A 24,262-nucleotide genomic window follows, 5' to 3' on the forward strand; every position below is an offset into this window, starting at 1 on the left:
TGTCTATCGATCCCCTCGAGGAGAACGGCACCCCACCTATGGCCTCGGTCACGTCCCTCAGCGACTCCGTCCAGCAGCACCTCGCGTCCGCCCTCTCGGCCACCCTGCCGGAGGCCGCCGGCGCGGACCCGCTGCTGCGACGAAGCGACCGGGCCGACTTCCAGGCCAACGGCATCCTGGCGCTGGCCAAGAAGGCGAAGGCGAACCCGCGGGAGCTGGCGACTCAGGTCGTCTCCCGGATCGTCACCGGTGAGGTGATCGAGGACGTCGAGGTCTCCGGCCCCGGCTTCCTCAACATCACGATCGCCGACAAGGCGATCACGCGGAACCTCGCCGCGCGCTACGCCGACGACACGGGCCGCCTGGGCGTGCCGCAGGCGGAGCACCCGGGCACCACCGTCATCGACTACGCCCAGCCGAACGTGGCGAAGGAGATGCACGTCGGCCACCTGCGTTCCGCGGTGATCGGCGACTCGGTCGTCCAGCTGCTCGAGTTCACCGGCGAGAACGTGATCCGGCGGCACCACATCGGCGACTGGGGCACCCAGTTCGGCATGCTCATCCAGTACCTGGACGAGCACCCGCACGAGCTGGACCACAAGGCGAGCGACGACCTCCAGGCCTCCGGCGAGGAGGCCATGTCGAACCTGGACCGGCTGTACAAGGCGGCGCGGAAGAAGTTCGACGCCGACGAGGAGTTCAAGACCCGCGCCCGGCGCCGGGTGGTCGACCTCCAGGCCGGCGACGAGCACACGCTGGCCATCTGGCAGAAGTTCGTCGACGAGTCGAAGATCTACTTCTTCTCCGTCTTCGAGAAGCTGGACATGGAGGTCCGGGACCCGGACATCGTCGGCGAGTCCGGCTACAACGACATGCTCGCGGAGACCTGCCGCCTCCTGGAGGAGTCCGGCGTGGCGGTCCGCTCGGAGGGCGCCCTGTGCGTCTTCTTCGACGACGTCAAGGGCCCGGACGGCAACCCGGTCCCGCTGATCGTCCAGAAGTCGGACGGCGGCTACGGCTACGCGGCGACCGACCTGTCCGCGATCCGCGACCGCGTCTTCAACCTGAAGGCGAACTCGCTGGTCTACGTGGTCGACGCCCGGCAGTCCCTGCACTTCAAGATGGTCTTCGAGACCGCCCGCCGGGCCGGCTGGCTGAACGACGACGTGAAGGCGTTCCAGCTGGCCTTCGGCACGGTCCTCGGCAAGGACGGCAAGCCGTTCAAGACGCGTGAGGGCGAGACGGTCCGGCTGGTCGACCTGCTCGACGAGGCTGTCGACCGCGCCTCCGCCGTCGTGCGGGAGAAGGCGCAGGACCTCTCCGAGGAGGAGATCGCCGAGCGGGGCGCCCAGGTGGGCATCGGCGCGGTGAAGTACGCGGACCTGTCGACGTCGGCGAACCGGGACTACAAGTTCGACCTGGACCAGATGGTCTCGCTGAACGGCGACACGTCCGTCTACCTGCAGTACGCGTACGCCCGTATCCAGTCCATCCTCCGCAAGGCCGGCGAGGTCCGCCCCGCCGCCCGCCCGGAGCTGGAGCTGCACGCGGCGGAGCGGGCGCTGGGCCTGCACCTGGACGGGTTCGCGGAGACGGTGAACGAGGCGGCGACGGAGTACGCCCCGCACAAGCTGGCCGCCTACCTCTACCAGCTCGCCTCCCTGTACACCTCGTTCTACGACAAGTGCCCGGTGCTGAAGGCCGAGACGCCGGAGCAGGTCGAGAACCGGCTGTTCCTGTGTGACGTGACCGCCCGCACCCTCCACCGGGGCATGGCCCTGCTGGGCATCCGGACGCCCGAACGGCTCTGATCCCGGCCTTGTGAAGCCTGGAAGCGGCGCGGTGACCGGCGGTCGGTCACCGCGCCGTTCGGCGTTCGAGGCCGTTGTCAGTGGGCGGCCCTACAGTCCTCGGCATGGCGACGCTTCCGAACCCACTGCCCCGGCTGACCACCGACCCCAGCGGGCGGTCCCTGGGGCTTCAACTGCCGCCCGGCAGGCTGATCGACGCGACGGACGACGGGCCGTGGCCCGAGCCGCTGCTGTGGCACGCCGACACGCCCGCCGCGCCCGGGCACTGGACCGCGCTCGGCGGACCGGCGGCACGCGTGGGGCTGCTGCCGGTCCTCGTCGACCTGGGCGACCGTCAGGGTGGCCCGGAGAAGTGGCAGTTGGCGCCGGCCGACGTGTCGTATCCCGGTGACCACGACGCGGAGGACGTGCTCGCGGAGTACTGGGAGGGCGACGAGGACGACGAGGACTCCGAAGACTCCGAACCGCGGGACTTCCTGGCGCCGTTCGGCCCGGACTGGCCCGGCCTCGCCCCCGCCGGCCGGCTCACCATCGACCCCGGCACCTGCGCCGCCCAGGTCGCCGACACGCTGTCCGACGGCTCGCGCGACTGGCCCCGCGCACCGCACCTGGCCCTCGTCCCGGCCCGCCGCTCGGCCGACATCCCCGCCGCCGTCGGCTGGTCCGGCCCGCTCAACCACGACAACGACGTCGCCCGCCTGTGCGCGGTCCTGCGCTCCTGGGAGGACCGCTTCGGGATACGCGTCGTCGCGCTCGGCTTCGACACCCTCGTCGTGTCCGTCGCCGCCCCGCCCGTCACCCGGGCGGACGCCGAGGCCCTGGCCGCCGAGCACTTCGCGTTCTGCCCGGACAACCTCGCCCACTCCCGCAGTGTGGGCGCCTACGCCGAGGAGCTGACCGGCGCCCGCACCTGGTCCTTCTGGTGGGACTGACCCGCGCTCAGGCCACCCCGAGCCCCCGGCCCAGCCGCCGCAGCCCCTCCCCGATCTCCTCCGGCGTCTGCGTCACGAAGCACAGCCGCAGGGTCGACCGGTCGGGCTCACCGGCGTGGAAGGGGGCGCCGGGCACGTAGGCCACGTCCTGCTCGACCACCTTCGGCAGCAGGGCGGTCGTGTCGTACGGCTCCGGCAGCCGCGCCCAGAGGAACATGCCGCCCTCGGGCCGGTTCCAGACCGAGCCCTCCGGCAGCGCGTCCGGCAGCCCGGCGAGCATCGCGTCGCGGCGCTCGCCGTAGGCCCCGGCCACCCGCGCCACATGGGCGTCGAGGTCGCGGTCGGCCAGGTAGCGGGCCGCGGCGAGCTGGTTGACGGTCGGGGTGTGCAGGTCGGCGGCCTGCTTGGCGACCGCGCAGGCCCGCAGCAGCCCGGCGGGCGCCCGCAGCCAGCCGAGCCGCAGGCCCGGCGCCATGACCTTGGAGAAGGAGCCGAGCAGCACGGTCCGGTCCGCGGCGTCCTCGTAGGAGGCGATCCACGGCACCCGCTCGCCCTCGAACCGCAGCTCGCCGTACGGGTCGTCCTCGACGATCCACAGGCCCCGGCGGGCGGCGACCGCGGCGATCGCGGCCCTGCGGTCGGCGGGCAGGGTGCGGCCGGTCGGGTTCTGGAAGGTGGGCACGGTGTAGAGCAGCTTGGGCCGCTCCCGCACCACCAGTTCCTCCAGCGCCCGCGGGTCCATCCCGTCCGCGTCGCCCGGCACGGGCACGACCCGGGCGCCCGCGAAGCCGAACACCTGAAGGGCCGCCAGGTAGCAGGGGTTCTCGACCAGGACGGTGTCCCCCGGTTCGATCAGCGCGGTCGCCAGCAGGGACAGCGCCTGCTGCGAACCGGTGGTGACGAGCACGTCGTCGGGGCCGGTGGCCAGCCCGCGCCGGCTCGTCCGGGCGGCGAGCGCGGCCCGCAGCGTGGGCTCGCCCTCGGTCGTGGAGTACTGCAGCGCCCGCGCGGGCGTCTCGGCCAGGACGTCCCGGTAGGCCGCCGCGACGCCCTCCGCGTCGAACAGCTCCGGTGCCGGCAGCCCGCCCGCGAAGTTGATCACCTCGGGACGGGCGGTGACCGCCAGGATGTCCCGTACCGGCGAACCGCCGACGGCGCTCACCCGGGCGGCGAGGGGCGGGACGGACGCGGTGGACGCTGACTCGGCGACGAGGCTCACGGTGCGGCTCCTTGGGTACGTCGGAACGACGGTTTCAAGTCCTGGAACCGCACCCTAGAGAGATAGCTGCCGTCTACACATGTGTTTCCGCGATACGGACGCCTACTCTCCGTTCTCCACCGCCGCCTCGCCCCAGCCGGAGCCGCCCAGCGGGAAGTCGTACGCGGGACGGCCGTTGTTGCCGCTGGTGCGGAACGGCTTGCCCTCGTCGTCGATCCGCAGCGTGCCGCTGCGCGATCCGCTGCTCCAGGCCAGTTCCAGGTACCACCGCACGTCGTACGCCGAGGCGTCGGCCGTGATGTGGATGGCCTCCGGGTCCGACTCGCTCACCTTCAGCGGGAAGTCCCGGCCGCCCGCCACGGCCTCGACCGTCGGCCGTGCCGCGTCCAGCGCGATGGTGAACGGCCGCTTCGGCACGCTCCCGCCGCAGCCGACGCCCATCGCGTAGTCGTTCCAGGGCAGCGGCGCGCCCCGGCCCACCACCCGCACCTTCAGGCTGTCGAGGACGACCGTCTCCGCACCGGTGCCCTGCACGGTGAGCGTCACATACTGCTCACCCGACGACACCGCCCGCTCCGCCGCGACCCAGGCGGGCGCGTCCTGCTCCGTCGGCGGCGGATGCACCGCGTCCGGAGGGCTGTCGATCAGATAGTGCTGGGAGCAGGGGTCCTCCCAGGCGTACGGGCGGGTGACGACGGTGAGCGGGACGCCGGACGCGGGCTCGTCGCCCTGCGCGGGCGCGACACCGGCACCGGCACCGGAACCGGCGCTCGCGGACGGGCTGGAGCCGCCCGAGGAGGCCGGCTTGTCCTCCTTCTCGCGGCCGTCCTTCTCCCCGGCGGAGCGGGACGCCGAGGGCGAGGCGGTGCCGGACGGCTCCGCGGACGCCCGCGCCCCACCGTCGGCGGACGAGGCGGCACCGACGGACCTGCCCCGCCCGTCGTCCGCGTCCCCGGCCGGCAGACTCACGGCGAGCACGACGGCACCGAGCACGGCGGCCACGGACACGCCGGCGAGGAGCGCGGTACGGCGACGGGAGCGAGGCCGCTCGGCGCTCGGCGCGGACGGCTGCTCGCCGCTCGGGGATTCCGCGACGCGCGCGGGCTCGTCGGCGGTCGCGGGCTCCCCGACGCGCACCGGCTCCTCGACGCTCGCAGGTTGCTCGCCGCTCACAGGCTGCTCGGCGCTCGCGGTCCGCTGGGCGTCCGCCGGCCGCTCCGGCTGCCGTACCTCGGCGGGAGCCGCCCTGCGCCTCCGGGTCGCGTCCGCCAGCACCCAGCGCCGGTGCAGTTCGACCAGTTCCTCCGGTGACGCCTTGCAGGCGCGGGCCAGCCGCTCCACGGGCGCGTAGTCGGCCGGGACGGCGTCCCCGTTGCAGTACCGGTGCAGTGTCGACGTGCTCATGTGGAGCCGTTTGGCGAGCGTCCCGTAGCTGAGCCCCGAGCGCTCCTTCAGCTCGCGCAGCAGCGCCGCGAAGTCCTCCGACACCGTTCCTCCGCTCCCCCATGTCCCATTCCCGCGTTCCAGGGAATGACCGTTCCCCCAGGTCAGAGCCATTGCGAGCGTTCCAGCGTCCCTGATCGTCCGCCGGGTCTGGCAGCCGGGACGGATCGCCGCGCAGGCTTCAGTCATCCAAGCACGCCGCTCCCGGCACCCGGTCGAGCGGCTCGCCTCAACTCACTTGCATGCAAAGGAATCAGCCATGCGCATCTTCCGCCGCACCCGTGTCCTCGCCGCCACCGGCGCCGCCCTCACCGCCCTCGCGCTCACCGCTTGCGACAACGGCACGGGAGCACGGGACGAGGGCGCGTCGGCGCCGGCCTCGACGGCGAACCCGTCGGCCCCGTCGGGACCGTCGGGCACCGCAAAGGCGCCGGAGGCGACGCAGGAGGCCCCGGACGCGACGAAGCCCGGGCAGCCGGAGAGCACCCCGAAGCAGACGCCTGCCGCCACCCCCAGCCCCGCCGCCGATGGCGACGACGGCCCGGTGCGCACGATCTGCAACGGCTCCAACACCAAGGTCACCGCGCAGCCCGTCCCGCGCCCCCTGAACCACATGCTGATCACGGTCACCAACACCGGCTCGAAGCCCTGCAACCTGATGTACTACCCGGTGCTCCGCTTCGACGAGATGCAGTGGGTGCCCCAGGCCTGGCCGGAGACCAAGCCGCAGGCCGTACCGACGCTCGCCCCGGGCGAGTCGGGCTACGCGGGCGTACGGCTCTCCGCGGCGGACGGCAGCGGCGACGGCGGCACGACCGGCCACAAGCTGACCGTCGCCTTCCAGGGCGGCACGCCGAACAGCGACGGAGGCGCCTCCGCGACCCCGTCGCTGCCCGCCGACGGCCTCTACTACGACAGCTCGCTGGCGGTGACGTACTGGCAGTCCTCGATGGAGGACGCCCTGAACTGACCCCGGTCCCGGACCCGGGGCGTCAGTCCAGCTTGCGGGCCACCTCGGTGGCCCAGTAGGTGAGGATGTTGCGCGCGCCGGCCCGCTTGATGCCGGTCAGCGCCTCCAGGATGGCCCGGTCCCGGTCGATCCAGCCCTTCTCGGCGGCGGCCTCGATCATCGAGTACTCGCCGGAGATCTGGTAGGCGGCGACCGGCACGTCCACCGCGTCCGCGACCCGCGCCAGGATGTCGAGGTAGGGCCCGGCGGGCTTGACCATCACCATGTCGGCCCCCTCCTCCAGGTCGAGGGCGAGCTCGCGCAGCGACTCGCGCACGTTGGCGGGGTCCTGCTGGTAGGTCTTGCGGTCGCCCTGGAGCGAGGACGCGACGGCCTCCCGGAAGGGGCCGTAGAAGGCGGAGGCGTACTTCACGGTGTACGCGAGGACGGCGACGTCCTCACGGCCGATCTGGTCGAGCGCGTCCCGGATGACGCCGATCTGGCCGTCCATCATCCCGCTGGGGCCGACCACGTGGGCCCCGGCGTCGGCCTGGACCTGCGCCATCTCGGCGTACCGCTCGAGGGTGGCGTCGTTGTCGACGCGGCCGTGCTCGTCGAGCACTCCGCAGTGCCCGTGATCCGTGGTCTCGTCGAGGCACAGGTCGGACATGACGAGCAGTTCGTCCCCGACCTCGGCCCGCACGTCGCGGATGGCGACCTGCAGAATCCCGTCGGGGTCGGTCCCCGGCGTCCCGACCGCGTCCTTCTTGGCCTCCTCCGGCACGCCGAACAGCATGATCCCGGAGATCCCGGCCTCCACCGCCTCGGCGGCGGCCTTCTTGAGACTGTCCCGCGTGTGCTGGACGACCCCCGGCATCGCGGCGATCGGAACCGGCTCGCTCACACCCTCCCGCACGAACGCGGGCAGGATGAAGTCGGCCGGATGCAGCCGGGTCTCGGCGACCATGCGCCGCATGACGGGGCTGGTACGCAGCCGACGCGGACGCGTCCCGGGGAAGGATCCGTACTTCGTCATGCCGTCTACGCTACGCCCGCCCACCGGCACCTTTGCCGACGCGACGTCGGCAGCGGCCACCCGGCACCCAGACACGCCAAGACCGCGCGACAGCGGTACGAGCTGTCACGCAGCCTCGGTCAGGCATCCGGCCCCGCGGACCCGGCCTAGGTCGTGGACCTCCGTCGCCGCGCCCCCGGCCGCCGCTCGCTAGGCCGGGTCACCGGGTCCCCGGCCTCCAGCGCAGCCTCGCGCCGCCGCATCCCGAACGCGGCCAGCGCCTCGGCCAGCTTGTGGACGGACGGCTCGGGCGCCATGACGTCGACCCGCAGCCCGTGCTCCTCGGCCGTCTTCGCCGTGGCCGGGCCGATACAGGCGATCACCGTGACGTTGTGCGGCTTGCCGGCGATGCCGACCAGGTTCCGCACGGTCGACGACGACGTGAACAGCACCGCGTCGAACCCGCCGCCCTTGATCGCCTCACGCGTCTCCGCCGGCGGCGGCGAGGCGCGCACGGTCCGGTAGGCGGTGACGTCGTCGACCTCCCAGCCCAGCTCGATGAGCCCGGCGACGAGCGTCTCGGTCGCGATGTCGGCACGCGGCAGGAAGACGCGGTCGATCGGGTCGAACACGGGGTCGTACGGCGGCCAGTCCTCCAGCAGGCCCGCGGCCGACTGCTCGCCGCTCGGCACCAGGTCCGGCTTCACGCCGAAGGCGATCAGCGCCTTCGCGGTCTGCTCGCCGACTGCGGCGACCTTGATCCCGGCGAAGGCACGGGCGTCGAGCCCGTACTCCTCGAACTTCTCCCGGACGGCCTTCACCGCGTTGACCGACGTGAAGGCGATCCACTCGTAGCGGCCGGTCACCAGACCCTTGACCGCCCGTTCCATCTGCTGGGGCGTGCGCGGCGGCTCGACCGCGATGGTCGGCACCTCGTGCGGCACGGCACCGTAGGACCGCAGCTGGTCGGAGAGCGACGCCGCCTGCTCCTTCGTACGCGGCACGAGCACCTTCCAGCCGAACAGCGGCTTGGACTCGAACCACGACAGCTGGTCGCGCTGGGCGGCGGCGGAACGCTCACCGACCACGGCTATCACCGGCCGGCCGCCCTCGGGCGAGGGCAGCACCTTGGCCTGCTTCAGCGTCTGGGCGATGGTGCCGAGGGTGGCGGTCCAGGTGCGCTGCCGGGTCGTCGTACCGGCGACCGTCACCGTCAGCGGCGTATCGGGCTTGCGGCCCGCGGCCACCAGCTCTCCCGCCGCCGCGGCCACGGAGTCGAGCGTGGTCGACACGACCACGGTCCCGTCGGACGCGCCGACCTCCGTCCAGCACCGGTCCGACGCCGTGCGCGCGTCCACGAACCGCACGTCCGCGCCCTGCGCGTCGCGCAGCGGCACACCGGCGTACGCGGGCACGCCGACGGCGGCGGCGACGCCGGGCACCACCTCGAAGGGCACCCCGGCGGCGGCGCAGGCGAGCATCTCCTCGGCGGCGTACGCGTCGAGTCCGGGGTCGCCGGACACCGCACGCACGACCCGCCTGCCGCCCCGTGCGGCCTCCATGACAAGATGTGCCGCATCCCGTTCTGCGGGGACCCCGACGGTTGTTGACGTGCCGTCAACGACCGTCAGCTGAGGCGTGCCCGTGCCCGGACGCTGGTCCGCGGAAGGATCCGCGGGGTCCGTGTCCGTGTTCACCACGGACACGCCCGGCCTGGCGTGGACACGTACGACGTCGAGCACATCGTGCTCGGCGACGAGGACGTCCGCGTTCGCCAGCGCCTCCACGGCGCGCAGTGTCAGCAGTCCCGGATCTCCGGGTCCGGCACCCAGGAAGGTGACGTGCCCGTGTTCCGGACCGGCGGGAAGGGTGGTGGGGCTCACTGTGCTCGCTCCCCCATCAGACCGGCCGCGCCCTGGGCAAGCATCCGGTCCGCGAGGTCACGGCCGAGCGCCACTGCCTGGTCGTGCGTCTGGGGCACGGGACCGGTGGTGGACAGCTGCACCAGCGCGGTGCCGTCGGTCGTGCCGACGACGCCCCGCAGGCGCATTTCCTTGACAATCTGCCCGTCGGCCAGAAGGTCGGCCAGCGCGCCCACCGGGGCGCTGCAGCCGGCCTCCAGGGCGGCGAGCAGTGACCGCTCGGCGGTCACGGCGGCCCGCGTGTGCGGGTCGTCGAGTTCCGCGAGCGCGGCGATGAGGTCCGCGTTGTCCGCGGTGCACTCGATCGCCAGGGCCCCCTGGCCGGGGGCGGGCAAAACGGTGTCGACCGACAGGAAGTCGGTCACTTCCTCGCTGCGGCCGATCCGGTTCATTCCGGCGGCGGCCAGCACCACGGCATCCAGCTCACCGTTCCGGACGAATCCGATCCGGGTGTCGACGTTCCCGCGGATCGCCACGCACTCGATGTCGAGTCCGTGGGCGCGGGCGTACGCGTTCAGCTGCGCCATGCGGCGCGGCGAACCGGTGCCGATGCGCGCGCCGCGCGGCAGGTCGGTGAACTTCAGCGCGTCCTTGGCGACGATCACGTCACGCGGGTCCTCGCGCACCGGTACGGCGGCGATGACCAGCTCCTCGGGCTGCGCGGTCGGCAGGTCCTTCAGCGAGTGCACCGCGAAGTCGACCTCGCCCCGCAGCAGCGCGTCGCGCAGCGCGGTCACGAACACTCCCGTGCCGCCGATCTGCGCCAGCGACTCACGGGAGACATCGCCGTACGTGGTGATCTCGACCAGTTCGACGGGCCGCCCGGTCACCTGGCTCACGGCGTCCGCGACCTGCCCGGACTGGGCCATGGCGAGCTTGCTCCGCCTGGTCCCGAGCCTCAGCGCCTTCTCACTCATCGTGGCCCTCGGTTCTTCTCGGTGCTGTCCTCGGCGCGGGAGACGGAGGCCACCGTCTCGGGGTCGAGGTCGAACAGGGTGCGCAGCGCGTCCGCGTACCCGGCGCCGCCGGGCTCGGCCGCGAGCTGCTTGACCCGGACGGTCGGCGCGTGCAGCAGCTTGTCGACGACGCGGTGCACGGTCTGCCGGATCTCGCCGCGCTGCTTGTCGTCGAGGCCGGGCAGCCGCCCGTCCAGCCGGGCGATCTCCGCGGCGACGACATCGGCGGCCATCGTGCGCAGCGCGACGACGGTCGGGGTGATGTGCGCGGCCCGCAGCGCCGCGCCGAAGGCCGCCACCTCGTCCGAAACGATACGGCGGACCTGGTCGACGTCGGCCGCCATCGGGGCGTCGGCGGAGGCTTCCGCCAGCGACTCGATGTCGACCAGCCGCACCCCGGCCAGCCGGTGCACGGCCGCGTCGATGTCGCGCGGCATGGCGAGGTCGAGCAGGAAGAGCACGGGCTCGGGGCGCTCGGCGGCCACGGGTTCGGGCTTGCGCCGCTCCGGGATCCGGCCGACGGTCGCGGCCGTCGCGGCCAGCGCGCCGATCAGCTCGGCGTCCGCCTCGGGCCTCCGCCGGACGGTGTCCCGGCGCTCGGCCGGGGCACCCGCGACCCAGGCGGCGTGCTGCTCCAGCGTCGCCGCGTCCATCCCGGCCACGGCGGCCTCGCCCATCACGGAGAAGCCGGGCGCCGACAGGTCCAGCGGACATCCGTCCTCGGTGCCGACGCTGGTGGGCGGCAGCGGGGTGGCGGGCCGTACGCCCGCCGCCTTGTCCGTCGTACGGCGGTCCGGGCCGGCGTCCGCCGCCGGCGCGCCGGTGCGGCCCTCGACCGCGGCGGCGACCGTCTCGGCGCCGAGCACCAGACCGGTCGCGCCGGTGCAGGAGACGGCGATGTCGGCACGTGTCAGCTCGGCCGGCACCGCGTCCATCGGTACCGCGCGGGCCGACACGTCCGTGTCCTCGGCCTCGGTGAGGATCTGCGCCAGGCGCTCGGCGCGCTCCTGGGTGCGGTTGGCGACGACGACCTCGGCGACCCCGGCACGCGCGAGCGTCGCGGCGGCCAGCGAGGACATCGACCCGGCTCCGATCACCAGGGCCTTCTTGCCGCGCGCCCAGTCCTCGACGGGCGTGCCGACGGCCAGCTGCTCCAGCCCGAAGGTGACCAGGGACTGCCCGGCGCGGTCTATGCCGGTCTCGGAGTGCGCGCGCTTGCCGACCCGCAGGGCCTGCTGGAACAGGTCGTTGATCAGCCGGCCGGCGGTGTGCAGCTCCTGGGCGCGGGCCAGGGAGTCCTTGATCTGGCCGAGGATCTGGCCCTCGCCGACGACCATGGAGTCCAGTCCGCAGGCCACCGAGAACAGGTGGTGGACGGCCCGGTCCTCGTAGTGCACATAGAGATACGGAGTGAGCTCGTCGAGCCCGACCCCGCTGTGCTGGGCGAGCAGCGTGGACAGCTCGGCGACACCGGCGTGGAACTTGTCCACGTCGGCGTACAGCTCGATGCGGTTGCAGGTGGCCAGCACGGCGGCTTCGGTGGCCGGCTCGGCGGCGACGGTGTCCTGCGCCAGCTTGATCTGCGCGTCCGCGTTCAGCGCCGCCCGCTCCAGCACGCTGACCGGGGCGCTGCGGTGGCTCAGACCGACGACGAGGAGGCTCATGCCGGCATCACGGCGGGTACGTCCCCGTCGGGCCCCTGGTCGGCGGAGTCGCCACGCTTCGCGGCGGTGGGTACGGCGGCCTCGCCCGCGGCCTCCTCGCCGGCCTTGCGCTGCTCGTGGAAGGCCAGGATCTGGAGTTCGATGGAGAGGTCCACCTTGCGCACGTCGACACCGTCCGGGACGGACAGCACGGTCGGCGCGAAGTTCAGGATGGAGGTGACCCCGGCGGCCACGAGCCGGTCGCAGACCTGCTGGGCGGCACCGGCGGGGGTGGCGATCACGCCGATCGACACGCCGTTGTCCTGGATGATCTTCTCCAGGTCGTCGGTGTGCTGCACGGGGATCCCGGCGACGGGCTTGCCGGCCATGCCCGGGTCGGCGTCGATCAGCGCGGCGACACGGAAACCACGGGAGGCGAAGCCGCCGTAGTTGGCGAGCGCGGCGCCGAGGTTACCGATACCGACGATGACAACCGGCCAGTCCTGGGTGAGGCCGAGTTCACGGGAGATCTGGTACACGAGATACTCGACGTCGTAGCCCACGCCACGCGTCCCGTAGGAGCCCAGGTACGAGAAGTCCTTGCGCAGCTTCGCGCTGTTGACCCCCGCCGCGGCGGCCAGCTCCTCGGAGGAGACGGTCGGCACGGAGCGCTCGGAGAGCGCGGTCAGTGCGCGGAGGTACAGCGGAAGCCGGGCGACGGTGGCCTCGGGAATCCCTCGGCTACGGGTCGCCGGTCGGTGAGTTCGGCCAGTTGCCACGGTGCTCCTGCGGGTAGAGCGGGGCTGCAGGCGGTCATGCGTCCCCAGACCGCCCCGTCGAAAGCAGGCTATGTCTTTGTGAACGCGTGCACAAAGATGGTGTCCGATTTGCCCGGCCAACGTGACGGGGGTCACGACCGAATACTCTCCTCACGATCCACGCCCCCGAGACCACGACAGCCATGGATCCTAAGCCGTGAGCGCCTTGCGAAGGCGCTCCTCACCAACCCGCCAGAAGGTGTGCTGCTCCCCGTCCACGAGCACCACCGGGATCTGCTCCCAGTAGCGTTCGTGCAGGTCAGCGTCCTGCGTGATGTCCTTCTGCTCCCAGGGAACGCCCAGCTCCCCGCAGACCTTCTCGACGACGATCTGTGCGTCATCACACAGATGGCAGCCGGGCTTGCGGATCAGGGTGACCAGACGGTCCTGTGGGGCGGCTGCGGCCCTGCGCCGAAAGATGGGACTCATACCGGCCATTCTCGCCCGCCCGGAGCCCCCGCTTAACGGCTCGGACCCGGAGAGTTCACAACCTCCCAACCTCGCCCCGGACGGAACTCCCGAACAAACTGGCTATGCTCACGCCATGGCCGCTCTCGGATGGCTCACCCCCCGTAGGCGCTCCGCCACGGCGCGGAGCGTGTTGGCAGGCGAGGCCTCGGCGGAGGCCGCCCGCAAGTCCGCCGAGGTCGCCGAGACCCCCGAGGTCTCCGGCAAGGAGCCGGAGTTCCCGGTGCCCGGCGACGAGAAGGCCGCCGCCTTCTTCGACCTGGACAACACCGTCATGCAGGGCGCCGCCCTGTTCCACTTCGGGCGGGGCCTGTACAAGCGCAAGTTCTTCGAGACCCGCGACCTCGCCCGGTTCGCCTGGCAGCAGGCCTGGTTCCGGCTGGCCGGCGTCGAGGACCCCGAGCACATGCAGGACGCCCGCGACTCGGCGCTGTCCATCGTCAAGGGCCACCGCGTCGCCGAGCTGAGGTCGATCGGCGAGGAGATCTACGACGAGTACATGGCCGAGCGGATCTGGCCGGGCACCCGGGCGCTGGCCCAGGCCCACCTGGACGCCGGCCAGCGGGTGTGGCTGGTCACCGCCGCGCCGGTGGAGATCGCCACGGTGATCGCCCGCCGCCTCGGCCTCACCGGCGCGCTCGGCACCGTCGCGGAGTCCGTCGACGGCGTCTACACCGGCAAGCTGGTCGGCGAGCCCCTGCACGGCCCGGCGAAGGCGGAGGCGGTGCGCGCGCTGGCCGCCGCGGAGGGCCTGGACCTCTCCCGCTGCGCCGCCTACAGCGACTCGCACAACGACATCCCGATGCTCTCGCTCGTCGGCCACCCCTACGCGATCAATCCCGACAGCAAGCTGCGCAAGCACGCCCGCGAGAAGGACTGGCGGCTGCGCGACTACCGCACCGGCCGCAAGGCCGCGAAGGTCGGCATCCCGGCCGCGGCGGGCGTCGGCGCGGTGGCCGGCGGCACGGCCGCCGCCATCGCGATGCACCGCCGCCGGCGCTAGCCGCCCACCCGCCGACGCCGCCTGCGCCGCCTGCGCCGCCCTCGCGCCCATCCGGTTGACGGGGCCTAGCCTCGCCCGGCCCCGGGGGCGTGCCGACACGCCGTCTGGACGGGGCCAATCCACCAGTCGTACCCAGCCGGACGCCCGGCCAGTCACGGCTGCCCGCACCCGGCCACAACACGCCTCGGACCCACCCGGAACCCGAACCTTTCCGATCAAGAACCTGTCACTCTGCGGCACTCGAGTGAGCGTCAATCGGTTACAGAAGCGACGTAATCGATGATTTGAGCAACTGGGCGTAGCAGCGCCTGCACGAAGCGTTATTCTCCTCAGACGCAATCCGGTACCCCTCCGTCGCTACGACGGGTGAACGGTCCCGCACTGCACGTGATGGAAGCTCTGCCTCTGGGAGTCCCGTGTACCCACACGTCGGGGTTGACGCCTCGGGCCTGGCTACGCTGCGCGCAACAGTCCAACGACTGCTGCGCGACTTCGTCCCCACCGCGTACGCCGTCCCCGTCTTCGCCTCCGCCGCACCCGTCGGCCCGTGCTACGCACTGGCCGACGGCAGCGCCGCGGTCGGCAGACGAGGACGTTCAACCGGCGCCGCCACCGCGCGCCGCCCGGCCGCCGACAGCGACAGCGCCCGGATGATGGACCTCGTGGAGCGCGCCCAGGCCGGCGAGGCCGAAGCCTTCGGCCGTCTCTACGACCAGTACAGCGACACCGTGTACCGGTACATCTACTACCGCGTAGGAGGCAAGGCCACCGCCGAGGACCTGACCAGCGAGACCTTTCTGCGCGCCCTGCGCCGCATCGGCACGTTCACCTGGCAGGGCCGTGACTTCGGCGCCTGGCTGGTCACCATCGCCCGCAACCTGGTCGCCGACCACTTCAAGTCGAGCCGCTTCCGGCTCGAAGTGACCACCGGCGAGATGCTCGACGCCAACGAGGTCGAGCGCTCCCCCGAGGAGTCCGTCCTCGAGTCCCTCTCCAACGCCGCCCTCCTCGACGCCGTACGGCGGCTCAACCCCCAGCAGCAGGAGTGCGTGACGCTCCGCTTCCTCCAGGGCCTCTCGGTCGCCGAGACCGCCCGGGTCATGGGCAAGAACGAGGGCGCCATCAAGACCCTCCAGTACCGCGCCGTACGCACCCTCGCCCGGCTGCTCCCGGACGACGCGCGCTGAGCCCCCGTACGCCCGCACGCTCCGCTGTCCCCAACTCACCATCGGTGAAAGTCCGTTGGCTTCTCGGTCCGATCATCCGCCGTCCGTAACCCAAGTGCCGCGCCGCTCGTTGTGCGGGATGCAGGCTCCCTGTGGTCACTCCCCGGCCGTCTCCGATCGCTCGTTCGTGTCGTCGTGGCCGGGGTGTGCAACCCTCAGGACCCCCTGGGGAGTCGACCGTCATGACGAGAGGAGGTGCCGCCAGTGATCGCGAACGTATCGGCGCACCGGCGGGCGAACGCCTTCGCCCAGGCTCTGGAGGAGCAGCCCGACCGGGACACGGCGGCCGAGCAGTCCGCGGCATCCGCACCGGTGGCCGCGGAACCGACCGAGCAGGGCCGCCTGTTGGCCCTCGCGACCAGTCTCGGCGAACTGCCCAAACCGGAGCTGGACCCCGAGGTCAAGGTCGTCCAACGGGCCCAGCTGGTGGCCGCGATGGAGGCCATGCTGCAGGAGGGCGACCAGGCGGCGAACCCTTCGGTGCCCGAACAGCGGCGCCCCCGCGGCGCACACCGGGCGACCTCACTGGGAAAGCTCCGGCCGCGCACCCGGCTGGCCAAAGGCCTCACCGCCGGCGGCCTCAGCGTGGGTGTGGCCGCCGGCGCCTTCGGCGGAGTCGCCGCTGCCAGCTCGGACGCCCTGCCCGGTGACTCGCTCTACGGCCTCAAACGCGGCATCGAGGACTTCAAGCTCAACCTCGCCGACGGAGACGACGAACGCGGCGAGATGTACCTCGACCAGGCGTCCACCCGCCTGAACGAAGCCCGCAGGCTGATGGAACGCGGCCGCGGCGGCCACCTCGACCACGAATCCCTGGGCGAGGTCCGCCGCGCCCTGTCCGGCATGCAGCACGACGCCTCCGAAGGCCACCGGCTGCTCAGCGCGGCCTACCAGCGCGACCCCGAGTCCCTGGGTCCCATCCAGGCGCTCTCCGCCTTCTCCCGCTCCCACCGCGAGGCCTGGGGCGCGCTCCGCGACAAGCTGCCGCTCCAGCTCGGAGACGTCAGCGAACAGGTGTCGTCGGTATTCGACGCCATAGACCAAGAGGTCGCCCCGCTGCAGTCCCTGCTCCCGCAGCCCCCGGCCCGGGGCGGCGGCACGGACGGCACCCAGCGGAGCCCGGGCGCGGGACAGTCTTCCGGCGCCTCCGGCACCGGCCGCTCCTCGACGCCCAGCACCGGCAGCGGCAGCGGCACCGCCGACACGGGCCACACCGGCAGCAGCAGCCGGCCCAGCCAGTCCGCCGACTCCGGCGGCGAGAGCGACGGCCTGCTCGGCGGCAACACCGGCGGCCTGCTCGACCCGCCGCAGGACACCGGCAGCGCCTCCCCACCGCAGAGCAAGGCGCCGACCGCCGAACCCGACGTCACCCTCCCGCCGCTCCTGCCGGGCCTGCTGCCCGGCCTGGGCATCGAGGCGGAGGACGCGGAGTAGGACGACGGACGCGACGGGGGCGCCCCTTTCACCGGGGCGCCCCCGTCGCGTTCACAAGACCCACTCGCTCAGAAGAAGCACGCGTTCAGAGAAGCACGCGTTCAGAAGAACCGTTCGTTCAGAAGAACACCGAGCGCCGCTGCACCAGCAACTTGTACAGCGTGTGCTGGATCTGCTCCCTGACCTGGTCCGTCAGGTTGAACATCAGCATCGGATCGTCCGCCGCCTCCGCCGGATACCCGTCCGTCGGGATCGGCTCCCCGAACTGGATCGTCCACTTCGTCGGCAGCGGGATCGCCCCCAGCGGCCCCAGCCACGGGAACGTAGGCGTGATCGGGAAGTACGGAAAGCCCAGCAGCCGCGCCAGCGTCTTCGCGTTGCCGATCATCGGGTAGATCTCCTCCGCCCCGACGATCGAGCAGGGGATGATCGGAGCGCCCTGCCGCAGCGCCGTCGAGACGAAACCGCCCCGGCCGAACCGCTGGAGCTTGTAGCGCTCGCTGAAGGGCTTCCCGATGCCCTTGAAGCCCTCCGGCATCACCCCGACCAGCTCGCCCTGCGTCAGCAGCCGCTCCGCGTCCTCCGCGCACGCCAGGGTGTGCCCCAGCTTGCGGGCCAGCTCGTTGACGACCGGCAGCACGAAGACCAGATCGGCGGCGAGCAGCCGCAGATGCCGCCCGGCCGGATGGTGGTCGTGGACGGCGACCTGCATCATCAGCCCGTCCAGCGGCAGCGTCCCCGAGTGGTTGGCGACGATCAGCGCACCGCCCTCCGCCGGGATGTTCTCGATGCCCTTCACCTCGACCCGGAAGTACTTCTCGTACACCGGCCGCAGCAGCGACATCAGGACCTGGTCGGTCAGCTCCTCGTCGTACCCGAAGTCGTCGACCTCGTAGTCGCCGGTCAGCCGGCGCCGCAGGAAGGCGAGCCCGCCCGCGATCCGCCGCTCCAGGCTCCCGTCGTCCCCGTCCGCCCGGGCCACGGGCACCTCCGGTACGTCCTCCGGTGCCGCCCCCCGCGTCGGCAGGGCCTGGACCTCACCGACCTCGCCGGCCTCGCGCGCCCGCGCCGGCTCCCCGCCGCCGCGCCGGCTCCCCGCAATCCGGCGCCGCGGCGGCCGCTGCACGGCGCCCCCGCGGGACCGGTCGTCGTCGAACGGAATGACCTTGGCGTCCGCCATCGTTGCTGCGCTCCTCAGTTGGCGCTGTGCGTCGGGGGGTGGCTCGGGGAGTAGTGGGTGACGCCCGGCTCGGGCAGCGCCGCGGCGAGCCGGTCCACGGCCCCCGCGAGGGCCTCCGGCGGCAGGAGTCCGGGACCATGGCCCCGGGCGAAGTCCGCGAACGTCTCCGCGCTGGTGTACTTCGGCCGGAACCCCAGCGTCTCGCGCATCTGGGTGGTGTCCACCACCCGGCCATGGGTGAGCAGCCGGATCTGCTCGGGTGAGAAGTCCGTCATCCCCAGCGTCCGCACCAGCGAGCCCGCCCAGGTCACCGCGGGCAGCAGCAGCGGCACCGTGGGCCGCCCGAGACGCCGCGAGCACTGGGAGAGCAGCAGCACGCCGTCGCCGGCGATGTTGAAGGTGCCGCTGTTGAGGGTGCCCCGGGCCGGCTCGTGCGAGGCGAGCCGCAGCACCTGGATGACGTCGTCCTCGTGCACGAACTGCAGCCGCGGGTCGTAGCCGAACACGGTCGGCAGCACCGGCAGCGCGAAGTAGGAGGCGAGCGGCGAGTCCGCGCTCGGGCCCAGGATGTTGGCGAACCGCAGCACGCACACGGCGACGTCCGGACGCCGCCGGGCGAACCCGCGGACGTACCCCTCGACCTCGACGGTGTCCTTGGCGAAGCCGCCGCTGGGCAGCGACTTGGGCGGGGTGGTCTCGCTGAACACGGCCGGATCGCGCGGCGCGGACCCGTACACGTTCGTACTGGACTTCACCACCAGCCGCTGCACCGACGGGGACTTCTGGCAGGCGCCGAGCAGCTGCATCGTCCCGATGACGTTGGTCTCCTTGACCGTGGTCCGGCTGCCGCTGCCCAGCGCGGTGGCCGTGACGTCCATGTGGACGACCGTGTCGGCGCCGGTCTCCGCGAGGACCCGGGCGATCGTGGGCTGCCGGATGTCCGCCTGGACGTAGTCGGCCCCGCCCAGATGGTGTTCGGGCGGCACCGCGTCCACGGCGACGACCCGGTCCACCTCCGGATCACGCTGGATGCGCCGTACGAACCGGCCCGCCAGCGGGCGGGCCACTCCGGTGACGAGCACGACCTTGCCCAAGATCAGCGCCTTCCTTCGTACGTGCCGTACTGCCGTACCTGCGTCTTCGCTCGTACCCTGCCGCGTTCCCCGCTGTCGGCCAACTTAGCGGGTCGACGTGGCCCTGTGACGACCGCCTGAGGCGTGACGCGGCGGAAAACATGCGAGAAAAACACGCGCGAAACGCGAGTGGCCCCCCACCGGAAACGGTGGAGGGCCACAGACACGCTGTCGCAGCGTTGTGGTGCGTCGCCTTACTTCTTGTTACGACGCTGAACGCGCGTGCGCTTGAGCAGCTTGCGGTGCTTCTTCTTGGCCATCCGCTTGCGCCGCTTCTTGATAACAGAGCCCACGACTACCCTCGCTCACTTCTCATCACTCGGTGTTTGGGCGCCATGGGCCCACACGACCTACGAGGGGCTAGCCTACCCGCCCGAGCGCTGAGGTCGTAATCGGGGGACCGGGGAGATCGAAAAGTGCCCTGTGATGATCCCCCCGGATCGCCGTCAGGCCGATTCCACCCCCACGTAGCTGTCGCGAAGGTACTCGTGAACCGCGTTCTCCGGGACCCGGAAGGACCTTCCGACCCGGATCGCGGGCAGATGACCGCTGTGCACCAGGCGGTACACGGTCATCTTCGACACTCGCATCACCGAGGCGACTTCCGCCACGGTAAGGAACTGAACCTCGCTCAGAGGCCTCTCGCCAGCTGCAGCCATGACACACCTGAACCTTCCGCACTCGACGGCCACCGGCTTCCCCTTCCGGTGACTCTTCGTCGCTGCGTGCTCACTCCCCAATGTAGGGGCGGGTGATGCAAGTGGGGAAGAGGTGCACCCATCGGCGGCCTACTGTGACAGACACGCTCGATTGAGTACGTAGCGGGTAAGCGGCCTGTAGTAATCAGACCGCACAGCGTCATCAACCGGAACGACGACGGCCACGCACCCCTCCGCCTGCCCCACGAAGAGCGCGGGGTCGTCGGTGTCAGCCAGCCCAATGGCCTCAAACCCCAGCTGACCTGCTCCGCAGACCCATCCATGGTCCCCGATCACCAGCTCCGGAAGCGGCCCGCCGGCCTCCGCGGCAGCGGCCAGCGCGGTACGAATCGGGAGCGGGGAGTGGGTGTGTGCGCCGGTCGCACAACCGCGGCCACGGGCACCGGGTTCCCGCACCAGCGCGACTCCTCGTACGTAGTCGAGGTTGTGCGTGCGTAGCCCGAACCGGGTCGTTATGTCGACACAGCGACCCTTCGCCGGTGTGAGGACAGCACAGCCGGCCGCCGACAGGGCGTCGGCCAAGGCGGCGTAGAAGCCGAGCAGCCGGTGCGGGTGCCCGGTCCCCAACAGCACGGGCGCCCGCCGCCGCGCGGCCGCGCCGACCCGCTCGGCGAAGGCGTCCAGGGCGGCGACGGTCAGCTCCGGATCAATCAGATCCGGACCCGAAACGCACCCCATGTCCCCAGAAACGCCACACCTTTCAGCCATCAACCCGACCAAATCCGGCACCTGCCAAGCCCCGACCGGATCAACCCCGATCACGACGCGAGGATCCCGAGCAGCGAACAACCGATAGCTCCGCAGGCTCTCCTCCCGCCCGGTGGCCACCCTCCCGGCCAGCCCCACGGCCAGCAGATGCTCCCGCAGAACCCCGCCACTCACCATGCGCCGATGGTGCCGGAGGAAACCTTCCCGCACCCGGGGAATGCAGGAATACCGCGCAGTCGGCGTAACGGAGCTTGGACTGCCGGGCCGCACCAGTTCGCTCAGCCGCAGGCAAGCCTCCGGCCTCGCACCAGCTCCGGTGAGCCGCGGGCATACGTGCCGCCAAGCTCCCGGCCCCGCACCAGCTCCGGTGAGCCGCGGGCATACGTGCCGCCAAGGGCGGCACGGGTGGGCGCGGCGGCACCCCGCCGGCGCCGGGCCGCGCGAACACCCCCCGGCCGGCCCCGACGCCGAGCACGGCAAGAGCACCGGCGCCTCAGCAAACCTCACGCCGGGCACCGCAAAACACCGGCGCCCCCGAACCCCAACACCCCCTACGCCAACAACCCCCGCAACGGAAACACCGCCCGCCGAACCGCCAGCACCGCCTGGTCCAACCGATCCGCAGGGTCGTACCCCGCCTCCCAGTCCCCCCAAGCCACCGGCCACCGCCCATCGGTCATCCGCGCCGGCCCCAACTCCCGAGTCCGCGCGAACGCCTCCCGCCGCCAACTCTCCGGAATCACCGTCTCCGGCGCGATCTCCCGCCCCGCCGCGATCCCCACGAGATGCGTCCACGACCGCGGCACCACCTCCACCACGGCGTACCCCCCGCCCCCGAGCGCCACCCACTTCCCGTCCGCGTACTCGTGCGCCAGCTCATGGCACGCCACCTGCACCGCCCGCTGCGCGTCCAGCGACACCGCCAGATGCGCCAACGGATCCTCGAAGTGCGTATCCGCCCCGTGCTGCGTCACCAGCACCTGCGGCCGGAAGTCCGCGATCAGCTCCGGCACCACCGCGTGGAACGCCCGCAGCCACCCCGCGTCCCCGGTCCCCGCCGGCAACGCCAGATTCACCGCGCTGCCCTCCCCGGCCCCCGCCCCCGTCTCCTCCGGCCACCCGGTCTGCGGGAACAACGTCCGGGGATGCTCGTGCATCGAGATGGTGAGAACCCGCGGATCCTCCCAGAACGCCGCCTGCACCCCGTCCCCGTGATGCACGTCGACGTCCACGTACGCGACCCGCTCGGCCCCCAGCTCCAGCAGCCGCGCGATCGCCAGCGACGCGTCGTTGTAGACGCAGAAACCCGCCGCGCTCCCGGGCATCGCATGATGCAGCCCGCCCGCGAAGTTCACCGCGTGCAGCGCCTGACCCCGCCACACCGCCTCCGCCGCCCCCACGGACAGCCCGGCGATCAGCGAGGACACCTCGTGCATCCCGGCGAACGCCGGATCGTCCATCGTCCCGAGCCCGTACGACCCGTCGGCCGACTTCGGATCCGCCGAGGCCGCCTTCACGGCAGCGATGTAGTCCTCGCGGTGAACGAGCCGCAGCGTCGACTCGCCCGCCGGCCTCGCCGCCACGACCTCCATCTCCCGGTCGAGCCCGAACGCCTCGATCAGTCGCCGGGTCAGGGCCAGCCGGACCGGATCCATCGGATGCCCCGGCCCGAAGTCATACCCCGTTACTGCCTCGTCCCACATCAGCTGTGCGCGGCCGCTCATGCCCGCCACCGTATCGGTCAGGTTGAGCGGCGAACGACCGGGCGTACACGAGCGTCACCAGGACCAACACCATCGGCACGAGCATCGCCCCCCGGTAGCCGAACGCGTCCCCCAGCACCCCCACCAACGGCGAACCGATCAAAAAGCCCACATAGTTGAAAACGTTCAGGCGTGCGACGGCCGCATCGGAAGCCCCGGGGAACAACCGCCCCGCCGCCGCGAAAGTCTGCGGCACCAGCACACACAGCCCGACACCCACCAGCGTGAACCCGAGCATCCCCGCCCACGCCCCAGGCGCCCCGGCCACCACCGCGAACCCCACCGCCGCCACCAGCGCCCCACCCCGTACGACCGCCACGGCCCCGAGCCGCCGCACCCCGAGGTCCCCGATGGCCCGCCCCACCAACGTGGTCACCATGTAGACGTTGTACGGAACCGTCGCCAGCTGCTCGGAACTCCCCAGCACGTCCTGGAGGTACTTCGCGCTCCAGTTGGAGACGGTCGAGTCGCCGATGTAGGCGAACGTCATGACCAGACACAGTGGAAGCAACGCCTTGAGCGCGACCCCACCGCCTCCGCCCTCCCCCTTCCCCTTCTCCGCCCGGCCGCCCTCCGACTCCGCACCCCCGTCGACGTACCACCGGCTCCCCACCAGACACAGCGGCAACAGCACGCCCACCACCGGCAGATAGGACACGAACAGCGCCAGATCCCACCGCGCCCCCACCCACGCCAGCGAGGCCCCCAGAATCCCGCCCAGGCTGTACGCGGCATGAAAGCCGAGCATGATGCTCCGCCCGTACGACCGCTGCAGGCTCACCCCGAGCATGTTCATCGAGGCGTCCAACGCCCCCACCGCCAGCCCGAACACCGCCAGCGCGACCGCCAACTCCCCCATCCGCTCCCCCGCCCCCACCCCGAGGAGCGCCAGGAGCACGACGGGCTGCGACCACCGCAGCACCGCACTGGGAGCGACCCGCCGCACCAGCCACTCGGTCGCCACGCTCCCGACCCCGGCCAGCACCGGTACCGCCGCGAGGAACGCCGGCAGCAGCGCGTCCGACACCCCGTACCGGTCCTGGATCGCCGGAATCCGCGTGACGAGCAGCGCGAACGCGACGCCCTGAGCGAAGAAACCGAACGCCAACGAGGCCCTGCCGCGCCGCAGCACATCAGTCATGGCGGCGAGCGTAGGGCCCCGTCGTACGGCTGGGTATATCCAGCCAAAGATGAATTTCCCTCAGCTTGAACCGAGCAGGCCGACCAGCTCCCCCATGTCGGAGAACAGCCCCGTGGCCCCCGCCAGCTTCGCGGCCGGCGTCATCGCCGTGAACCCGTACACGTCCATGCCCGCCGCGACAGCCGCCTGCACGCCCAGCGGACTGTCCTCCACGACGACACAACGCTCGGGCGCCACGCCCATCCGCTCCGCCGCGTACAGGAACAGATCCGGCGCCGGCTTCCCCCGCCCGACGTCCTGCGAGCTGAAGATCCGCCCCTCGTCGAACCACCGACCCAGCCCGGCCACCCGATGCCCCACCCGGATCCGCTCATGGCTCCCGGAGGAGGCCACACAGTACGGCACCCCGTCCGCGGCCAGCTTTCCCAGCACCTCGTCGGCCCCGCTCACCGCCTTCAACTCCCGCTCGAACGCGGCGAACACCCGGGCGTGGAAGACATCGTCGAACTCCTCGGGCAACCGCTGCCCCGTCCGCTCGGCGATCAGCTCATGGATCCGGTGCATGGCGGAGCCCATGTAGTCCCGAATGGAGTCCTCATACGTCGTCGGATGTCCCAGTTCGGTGAGATAGGCCGCCAGGTGCCGGTTGGAGATCGGCTCACTGTCGACGAGAACACCGTCGTTGTCGAAGATGACAAGGTCATAGCGCATGCTCTAGACCCTAAACGCAGAAAACCCCCGTGCCGAATGGCACGGGGGTTTTCCCAAAAATTGTTCGG

The 24,262-nt window shown here is 71.8% G+C and carries 22 protein-coding genes; 6 read left to right on the forward strand and 16 right to left on the reverse strand.

What is annotated here, in order from left to right; all coding sequences use genetic code 11:
* The first annotated feature begins 38 nt into the window (after nt 1-38).
* On the forward strand, nt 39-1,811 hold the full coding sequence (gene argS / locus AMK31_RS13680) for an arginine--tRNA ligase (RefSeq protein WP_073940718.1): 1,773 nt from the start codon (nt 39-41) through the stop codon (nt 1,809-1,811).
* A 104-nt stretch (nt 1,812-1,915) separates the two neighbouring features.
* On the forward strand, nt 1,916-2,743 hold the full coding sequence (locus tag AMK31_RS13685; RefSeq protein ID WP_073940719.1) for a DUF4253 domain-containing protein: 828 nt from the start codon (nt 1,916-1,918) through the stop codon (nt 2,741-2,743).
* Nucleotides 2,744-2,750: 7 nt separating this feature from the next.
* On the opposite strand, the gene AMK31_RS13690 is transcribed toward AMK31_RS13685, so the two are convergent.
* Nucleotides 2,751-3,962: an aminotransferase-like domain-containing protein gene (locus AMK31_RS13690; RefSeq protein ID WP_073940720.1), complete on the reverse strand. Its 1,212-nt coding sequence runs from the start codon at nt 3,960-3,962 to the stop codon at nt 2,751-2,753.
* Nucleotides 3,963-4,064: 102 nt separating this feature from the next.
* A complete protein-coding gene (locus tag AMK31_RS13695) occupies nt 4,065-5,450 on the reverse strand; it encodes a transcriptional regulator (RefSeq protein WP_073940721.1) in 1,386 nt (461 codons plus the stop codon).
* Between the two features lie 214 nt (nt 5,451-5,664).
* Between AMK31_RS13695 and AMK31_RS13700 the strand changes: the two genes are divergently transcribed.
* A complete protein-coding gene (locus AMK31_RS13700; RefSeq protein ID WP_073940722.1) occupies nt 5,665-6,375 on the forward strand; it encodes a DUF4232 domain-containing protein in 711 nt (236 codons plus the stop codon).
* Between the two features lie 22 nt (nt 6,376-6,397).
* Here the strand turns inward: AMK31_RS13700 and hemB are convergent, their stop codons facing one another.
* From hemB to AMK31_RS13730, 6 genes are all read right to left on the reverse strand, one after another.
* Entirely contained in the window at nt 6,398-7,390 is a 993-nt protein-coding gene (gene hemB, locus AMK31_RS13705; protein WP_073940723.1) for a porphobilinogen synthase, read from the reverse strand.
* A gap of 146 nt (nt 7,391-7,536) precedes the next feature.
* A complete protein-coding gene (locus AMK31_RS13710; RefSeq protein ID WP_073940724.1) occupies nt 7,537-9,252 on the reverse strand; it encodes a uroporphyrinogen-III synthase in 1,716 nt (571 codons plus the stop codon).
* The gene (gene hemC / locus AMK31_RS13715) at nt 9,249-10,208 is read right to left on the reverse strand and encodes a hydroxymethylbilane synthase (RefSeq protein WP_073940725.1); all 960 of its coding nucleotides are present in this window, start codon (nt 10,206-10,208) and stop codon (nt 9,249-9,251) included. Before hemC ends, AMK31_RS13710 begins: the two co-directional genes overlap by 4 nt.
* Nucleotides 10,205-11,911: a glutamyl-tRNA reductase gene (locus AMK31_RS13720; protein WP_073940726.1), complete on the reverse strand. Its 1,707-nt coding sequence runs from the start codon at nt 11,909-11,911 to the stop codon at nt 10,205-10,207. The genes hemC and AMK31_RS13720 overlap by 4 nt, the downstream gene beginning before the upstream one ends.
* Nucleotides 11,908-12,669, reverse strand: a complete 762-nt coding sequence (locus tag AMK31_RS13725; RefSeq protein WP_073940727.1) for a redox-sensing transcriptional repressor Rex — start codon at nt 12,667-12,669, stop codon at nt 11,908-11,910. Before AMK31_RS13725 ends, AMK31_RS13720 begins: the two co-directional genes overlap by 4 nt.
* 189 nt (nt 12,670-12,858) lie before the next feature.
* Nucleotides 12,859-13,146, reverse strand: coding sequence for a glutaredoxin family protein (locus AMK31_RS13730; RefSeq protein WP_073940728.1), 288 nt, complete (start codon nt 13,144-13,146; stop codon nt 12,859-12,861).
* Nucleotides 13,147-13,252: 106 nt separating this feature from the next.
* On the opposite strand from AMK31_RS13730, the gene AMK31_RS13735 reads away from it, so the two are divergent.
* The 3 genes from AMK31_RS13735 to AMK31_RS13745 all read left to right on the forward strand — a co-directional run bounded on the left by AMK31_RS13735 (nt 13,253) and on the right by AMK31_RS13745 (nt 16,839).
* Nucleotides 13,253-14,179 (forward strand): HAD family hydrolase, encoded by a 927-nt coding sequence (locus AMK31_RS13735; protein WP_073940729.1) that lies wholly within the window; start codon nt 13,253-13,255, stop codon nt 14,177-14,179.
* A gap of 416 nt (nt 14,180-14,595) precedes the next feature.
* Nucleotides 14,596-15,366 carry an ECF subfamily RNA polymerase sigma factor, BldN family gene (locus AMK31_RS13740; protein ID WP_073940730.1) on the forward strand — a complete coding sequence of 257 codons (771 nt, stop codon included), beginning with the start codon at nt 14,596-14,598 and terminating at the stop codon, nt 15,364-15,366.
* A 243-nt stretch (nt 15,367-15,609) separates the two neighbouring features.
* The gene (locus tag AMK31_RS13745) at nt 15,610-16,839 is read left to right on the forward strand and encodes a DUF5667 domain-containing protein (protein ID WP_073940731.1); all 1,230 of its coding nucleotides are present in this window, start codon (nt 15,610-15,612) and stop codon (nt 16,837-16,839) included.
* 118 nt (nt 16,840-16,957) lie between these two features.
* On the opposite strand, the gene AMK31_RS13750 is transcribed toward AMK31_RS13745, so the two are convergent.
* From AMK31_RS13750 to AMK31_RS13785, 8 genes are all read right to left on the reverse strand, one after another.
* Entirely contained in the window at nt 16,958-18,019 is a 1,062-nt protein-coding gene (locus AMK31_RS13750) for a lysophospholipid acyltransferase family protein (protein ID WP_073940732.1), read from the reverse strand.
* A gap of 14 nt (nt 18,020-18,033) precedes the next feature.
* Nucleotides 18,034-19,113: an NAD-dependent epimerase/dehydratase family protein gene (locus AMK31_RS13755; protein WP_073940733.1), complete on the reverse strand. Its 1,080-nt coding sequence runs from the start codon at nt 19,111-19,113 to the stop codon at nt 18,034-18,036.
* Nucleotides 19,114-19,346: 233 nt separating this feature from the next.
* Nucleotides 19,347-19,445, reverse strand: coding sequence for a 30S ribosomal protein bS22 (locus AMK31_RS13760; RefSeq protein ID WP_003948845.1), 99 nt, complete (start codon nt 19,443-19,445; stop codon nt 19,347-19,349).
* Between the two features lie 153 nt (nt 19,446-19,598).
* Nucleotides 19,599-19,811 carry a helix-turn-helix domain-containing protein gene (locus AMK31_RS13765; protein ID WP_158074536.1) on the reverse strand — a complete coding sequence of 71 codons (213 nt, stop codon included), beginning with the start codon at nt 19,809-19,811 and terminating at the stop codon, nt 19,599-19,601.
* A 129-nt stretch (nt 19,812-19,940) separates the two neighbouring features.
* On the reverse strand, nt 19,941-20,756 hold the full coding sequence (locus AMK31_RS13770; RefSeq protein WP_073940735.1) for a phosphatase: 816 nt from the start codon (nt 20,754-20,756) through the stop codon (nt 19,941-19,943).
* Nucleotides 20,757-21,130: 374 nt separating this feature from the next.
* Nucleotides 21,131-22,303, reverse strand: coding sequence for an acetoin utilization protein AcuC (locus AMK31_RS13775; protein WP_073940795.1), 1,173 nt, complete (start codon nt 22,301-22,303; stop codon nt 21,131-21,133).
* The gene (locus AMK31_RS13780; protein ID WP_073940736.1) at nt 22,254-23,483 is read right to left on the reverse strand and encodes an MFS transporter; all 1,230 of its coding nucleotides are present in this window, start codon (nt 23,481-23,483) and stop codon (nt 22,254-22,256) included. The genes AMK31_RS13775 and AMK31_RS13780 overlap by 50 nt, the downstream gene beginning before the upstream one ends.
* A gap of 60 nt (nt 23,484-23,543) precedes the next feature.
* Complete coding sequence (locus AMK31_RS13785; protein ID WP_073940737.1) at nt 23,544-24,194, reverse strand: HAD family hydrolase; 651 nt, start codon at nt 24,192-24,194, stop codon at nt 23,544-23,546.
* Nucleotides 24,195-24,262 lie beyond the last annotated feature (68 nt).

Source organism: Streptomyces sp. TSRI0107 (genome assembly GCF_001905845.1).
In the GTDB taxonomy this organism is placed as follows: Bacteria; Actinomycetota; Actinomycetes; order Streptomycetales; family Streptomycetaceae; genus Streptomyces.

Excerpts from the sequence above, each read along its gene's own strand:
- hemC (WP_073940725.1), bottom strand. The coding sequence starts at position 10,208 with ATGAGTGAGAAGGCGCTGAGGCTCGGGACCAGGCGGAGCAAGCTCGCC.
- AMK31_RS13750 (WP_073940732.1), bottom strand. The coding sequence starts at position 18,019 with ATGGCGGACGCCAAGGTCATTCCGTTCGACGACGACCGGTCCCGCGGG.
- AMK31_RS13780 (WP_073940736.1), bottom strand. The coding sequence starts at position 23,483 with ATGACTGATGTGCTGCGGCGCGGCAGGGCCTCGTTGGCGTTCGGTTTC.
- hemB (WP_073940723.1), bottom strand. The coding sequence starts at position 7,390 with ATGACGAAGTACGGATCCTTCCCCGGGACGCGTCCGCGTCGGCTGCGT.
- AMK31_RS13765 (WP_158074536.1), bottom strand. The coding sequence starts at position 19,811 with ATGGCTGCAGCTGGCGAGAGGCCTCTGAGCGAGGTTCAGTTCCTTACC.
- AMK31_RS13775 (WP_073940795.1), bottom strand. The coding sequence starts at position 22,303 with ATGAGCGGCCGCGCACAGCTGATGTGGGACGAGGCAGTAACGGGGTAT.
- AMK31_RS13770 (WP_073940735.1), bottom strand. The coding sequence starts at position 20,756 with ATGGTGAGTGGCGGGGTTCTGCGGGAGCATCTGCTGGCCGTGGGGCTG.
- AMK31_RS13735 (WP_073940729.1), top strand. The coding sequence starts at position 13,253 with ATGGCCGCTCTCGGATGGCTCACCCCCCGTAGGCGCTCCGCCACGGCG.
- AMK31_RS13720 (WP_073940726.1), bottom strand. The coding sequence starts at position 11,911 with ATGAGCCTCCTCGTCGTCGGTCTGAGCCACCGCAGCGCCCCGGTCAGC.
- AMK31_RS13700 (WP_073940722.1), top strand. The coding sequence starts at position 5,665 with ATGCGCATCTTCCGCCGCACCCGTGTCCTCGCCGCCACCGGCGCCGCC.
- AMK31_RS13685 (WP_073940719.1), top strand. The coding sequence starts at position 1,916 with ATGGCGACGCTTCCGAACCCACTGCCCCGGCTGACCACCGACCCCAGC.
- AMK31_RS13785 (WP_073940737.1), bottom strand. The coding sequence starts at position 24,194 with ATGCGCTATGACCTTGTCATCTTCGACAACGACGGTGTTCTCGTCGAC.
- AMK31_RS13730 (WP_073940728.1), bottom strand. The coding sequence starts at position 13,146 with ATGGCCGGTATGAGTCCCATCTTTCGGCGCAGGGCCGCAGCCGCCCCA.
- argS (WP_073940718.1), top strand. The coding sequence starts at position 39 with ATGGCCTCGGTCACGTCCCTCAGCGACTCCGTCCAGCAGCACCTCGCG.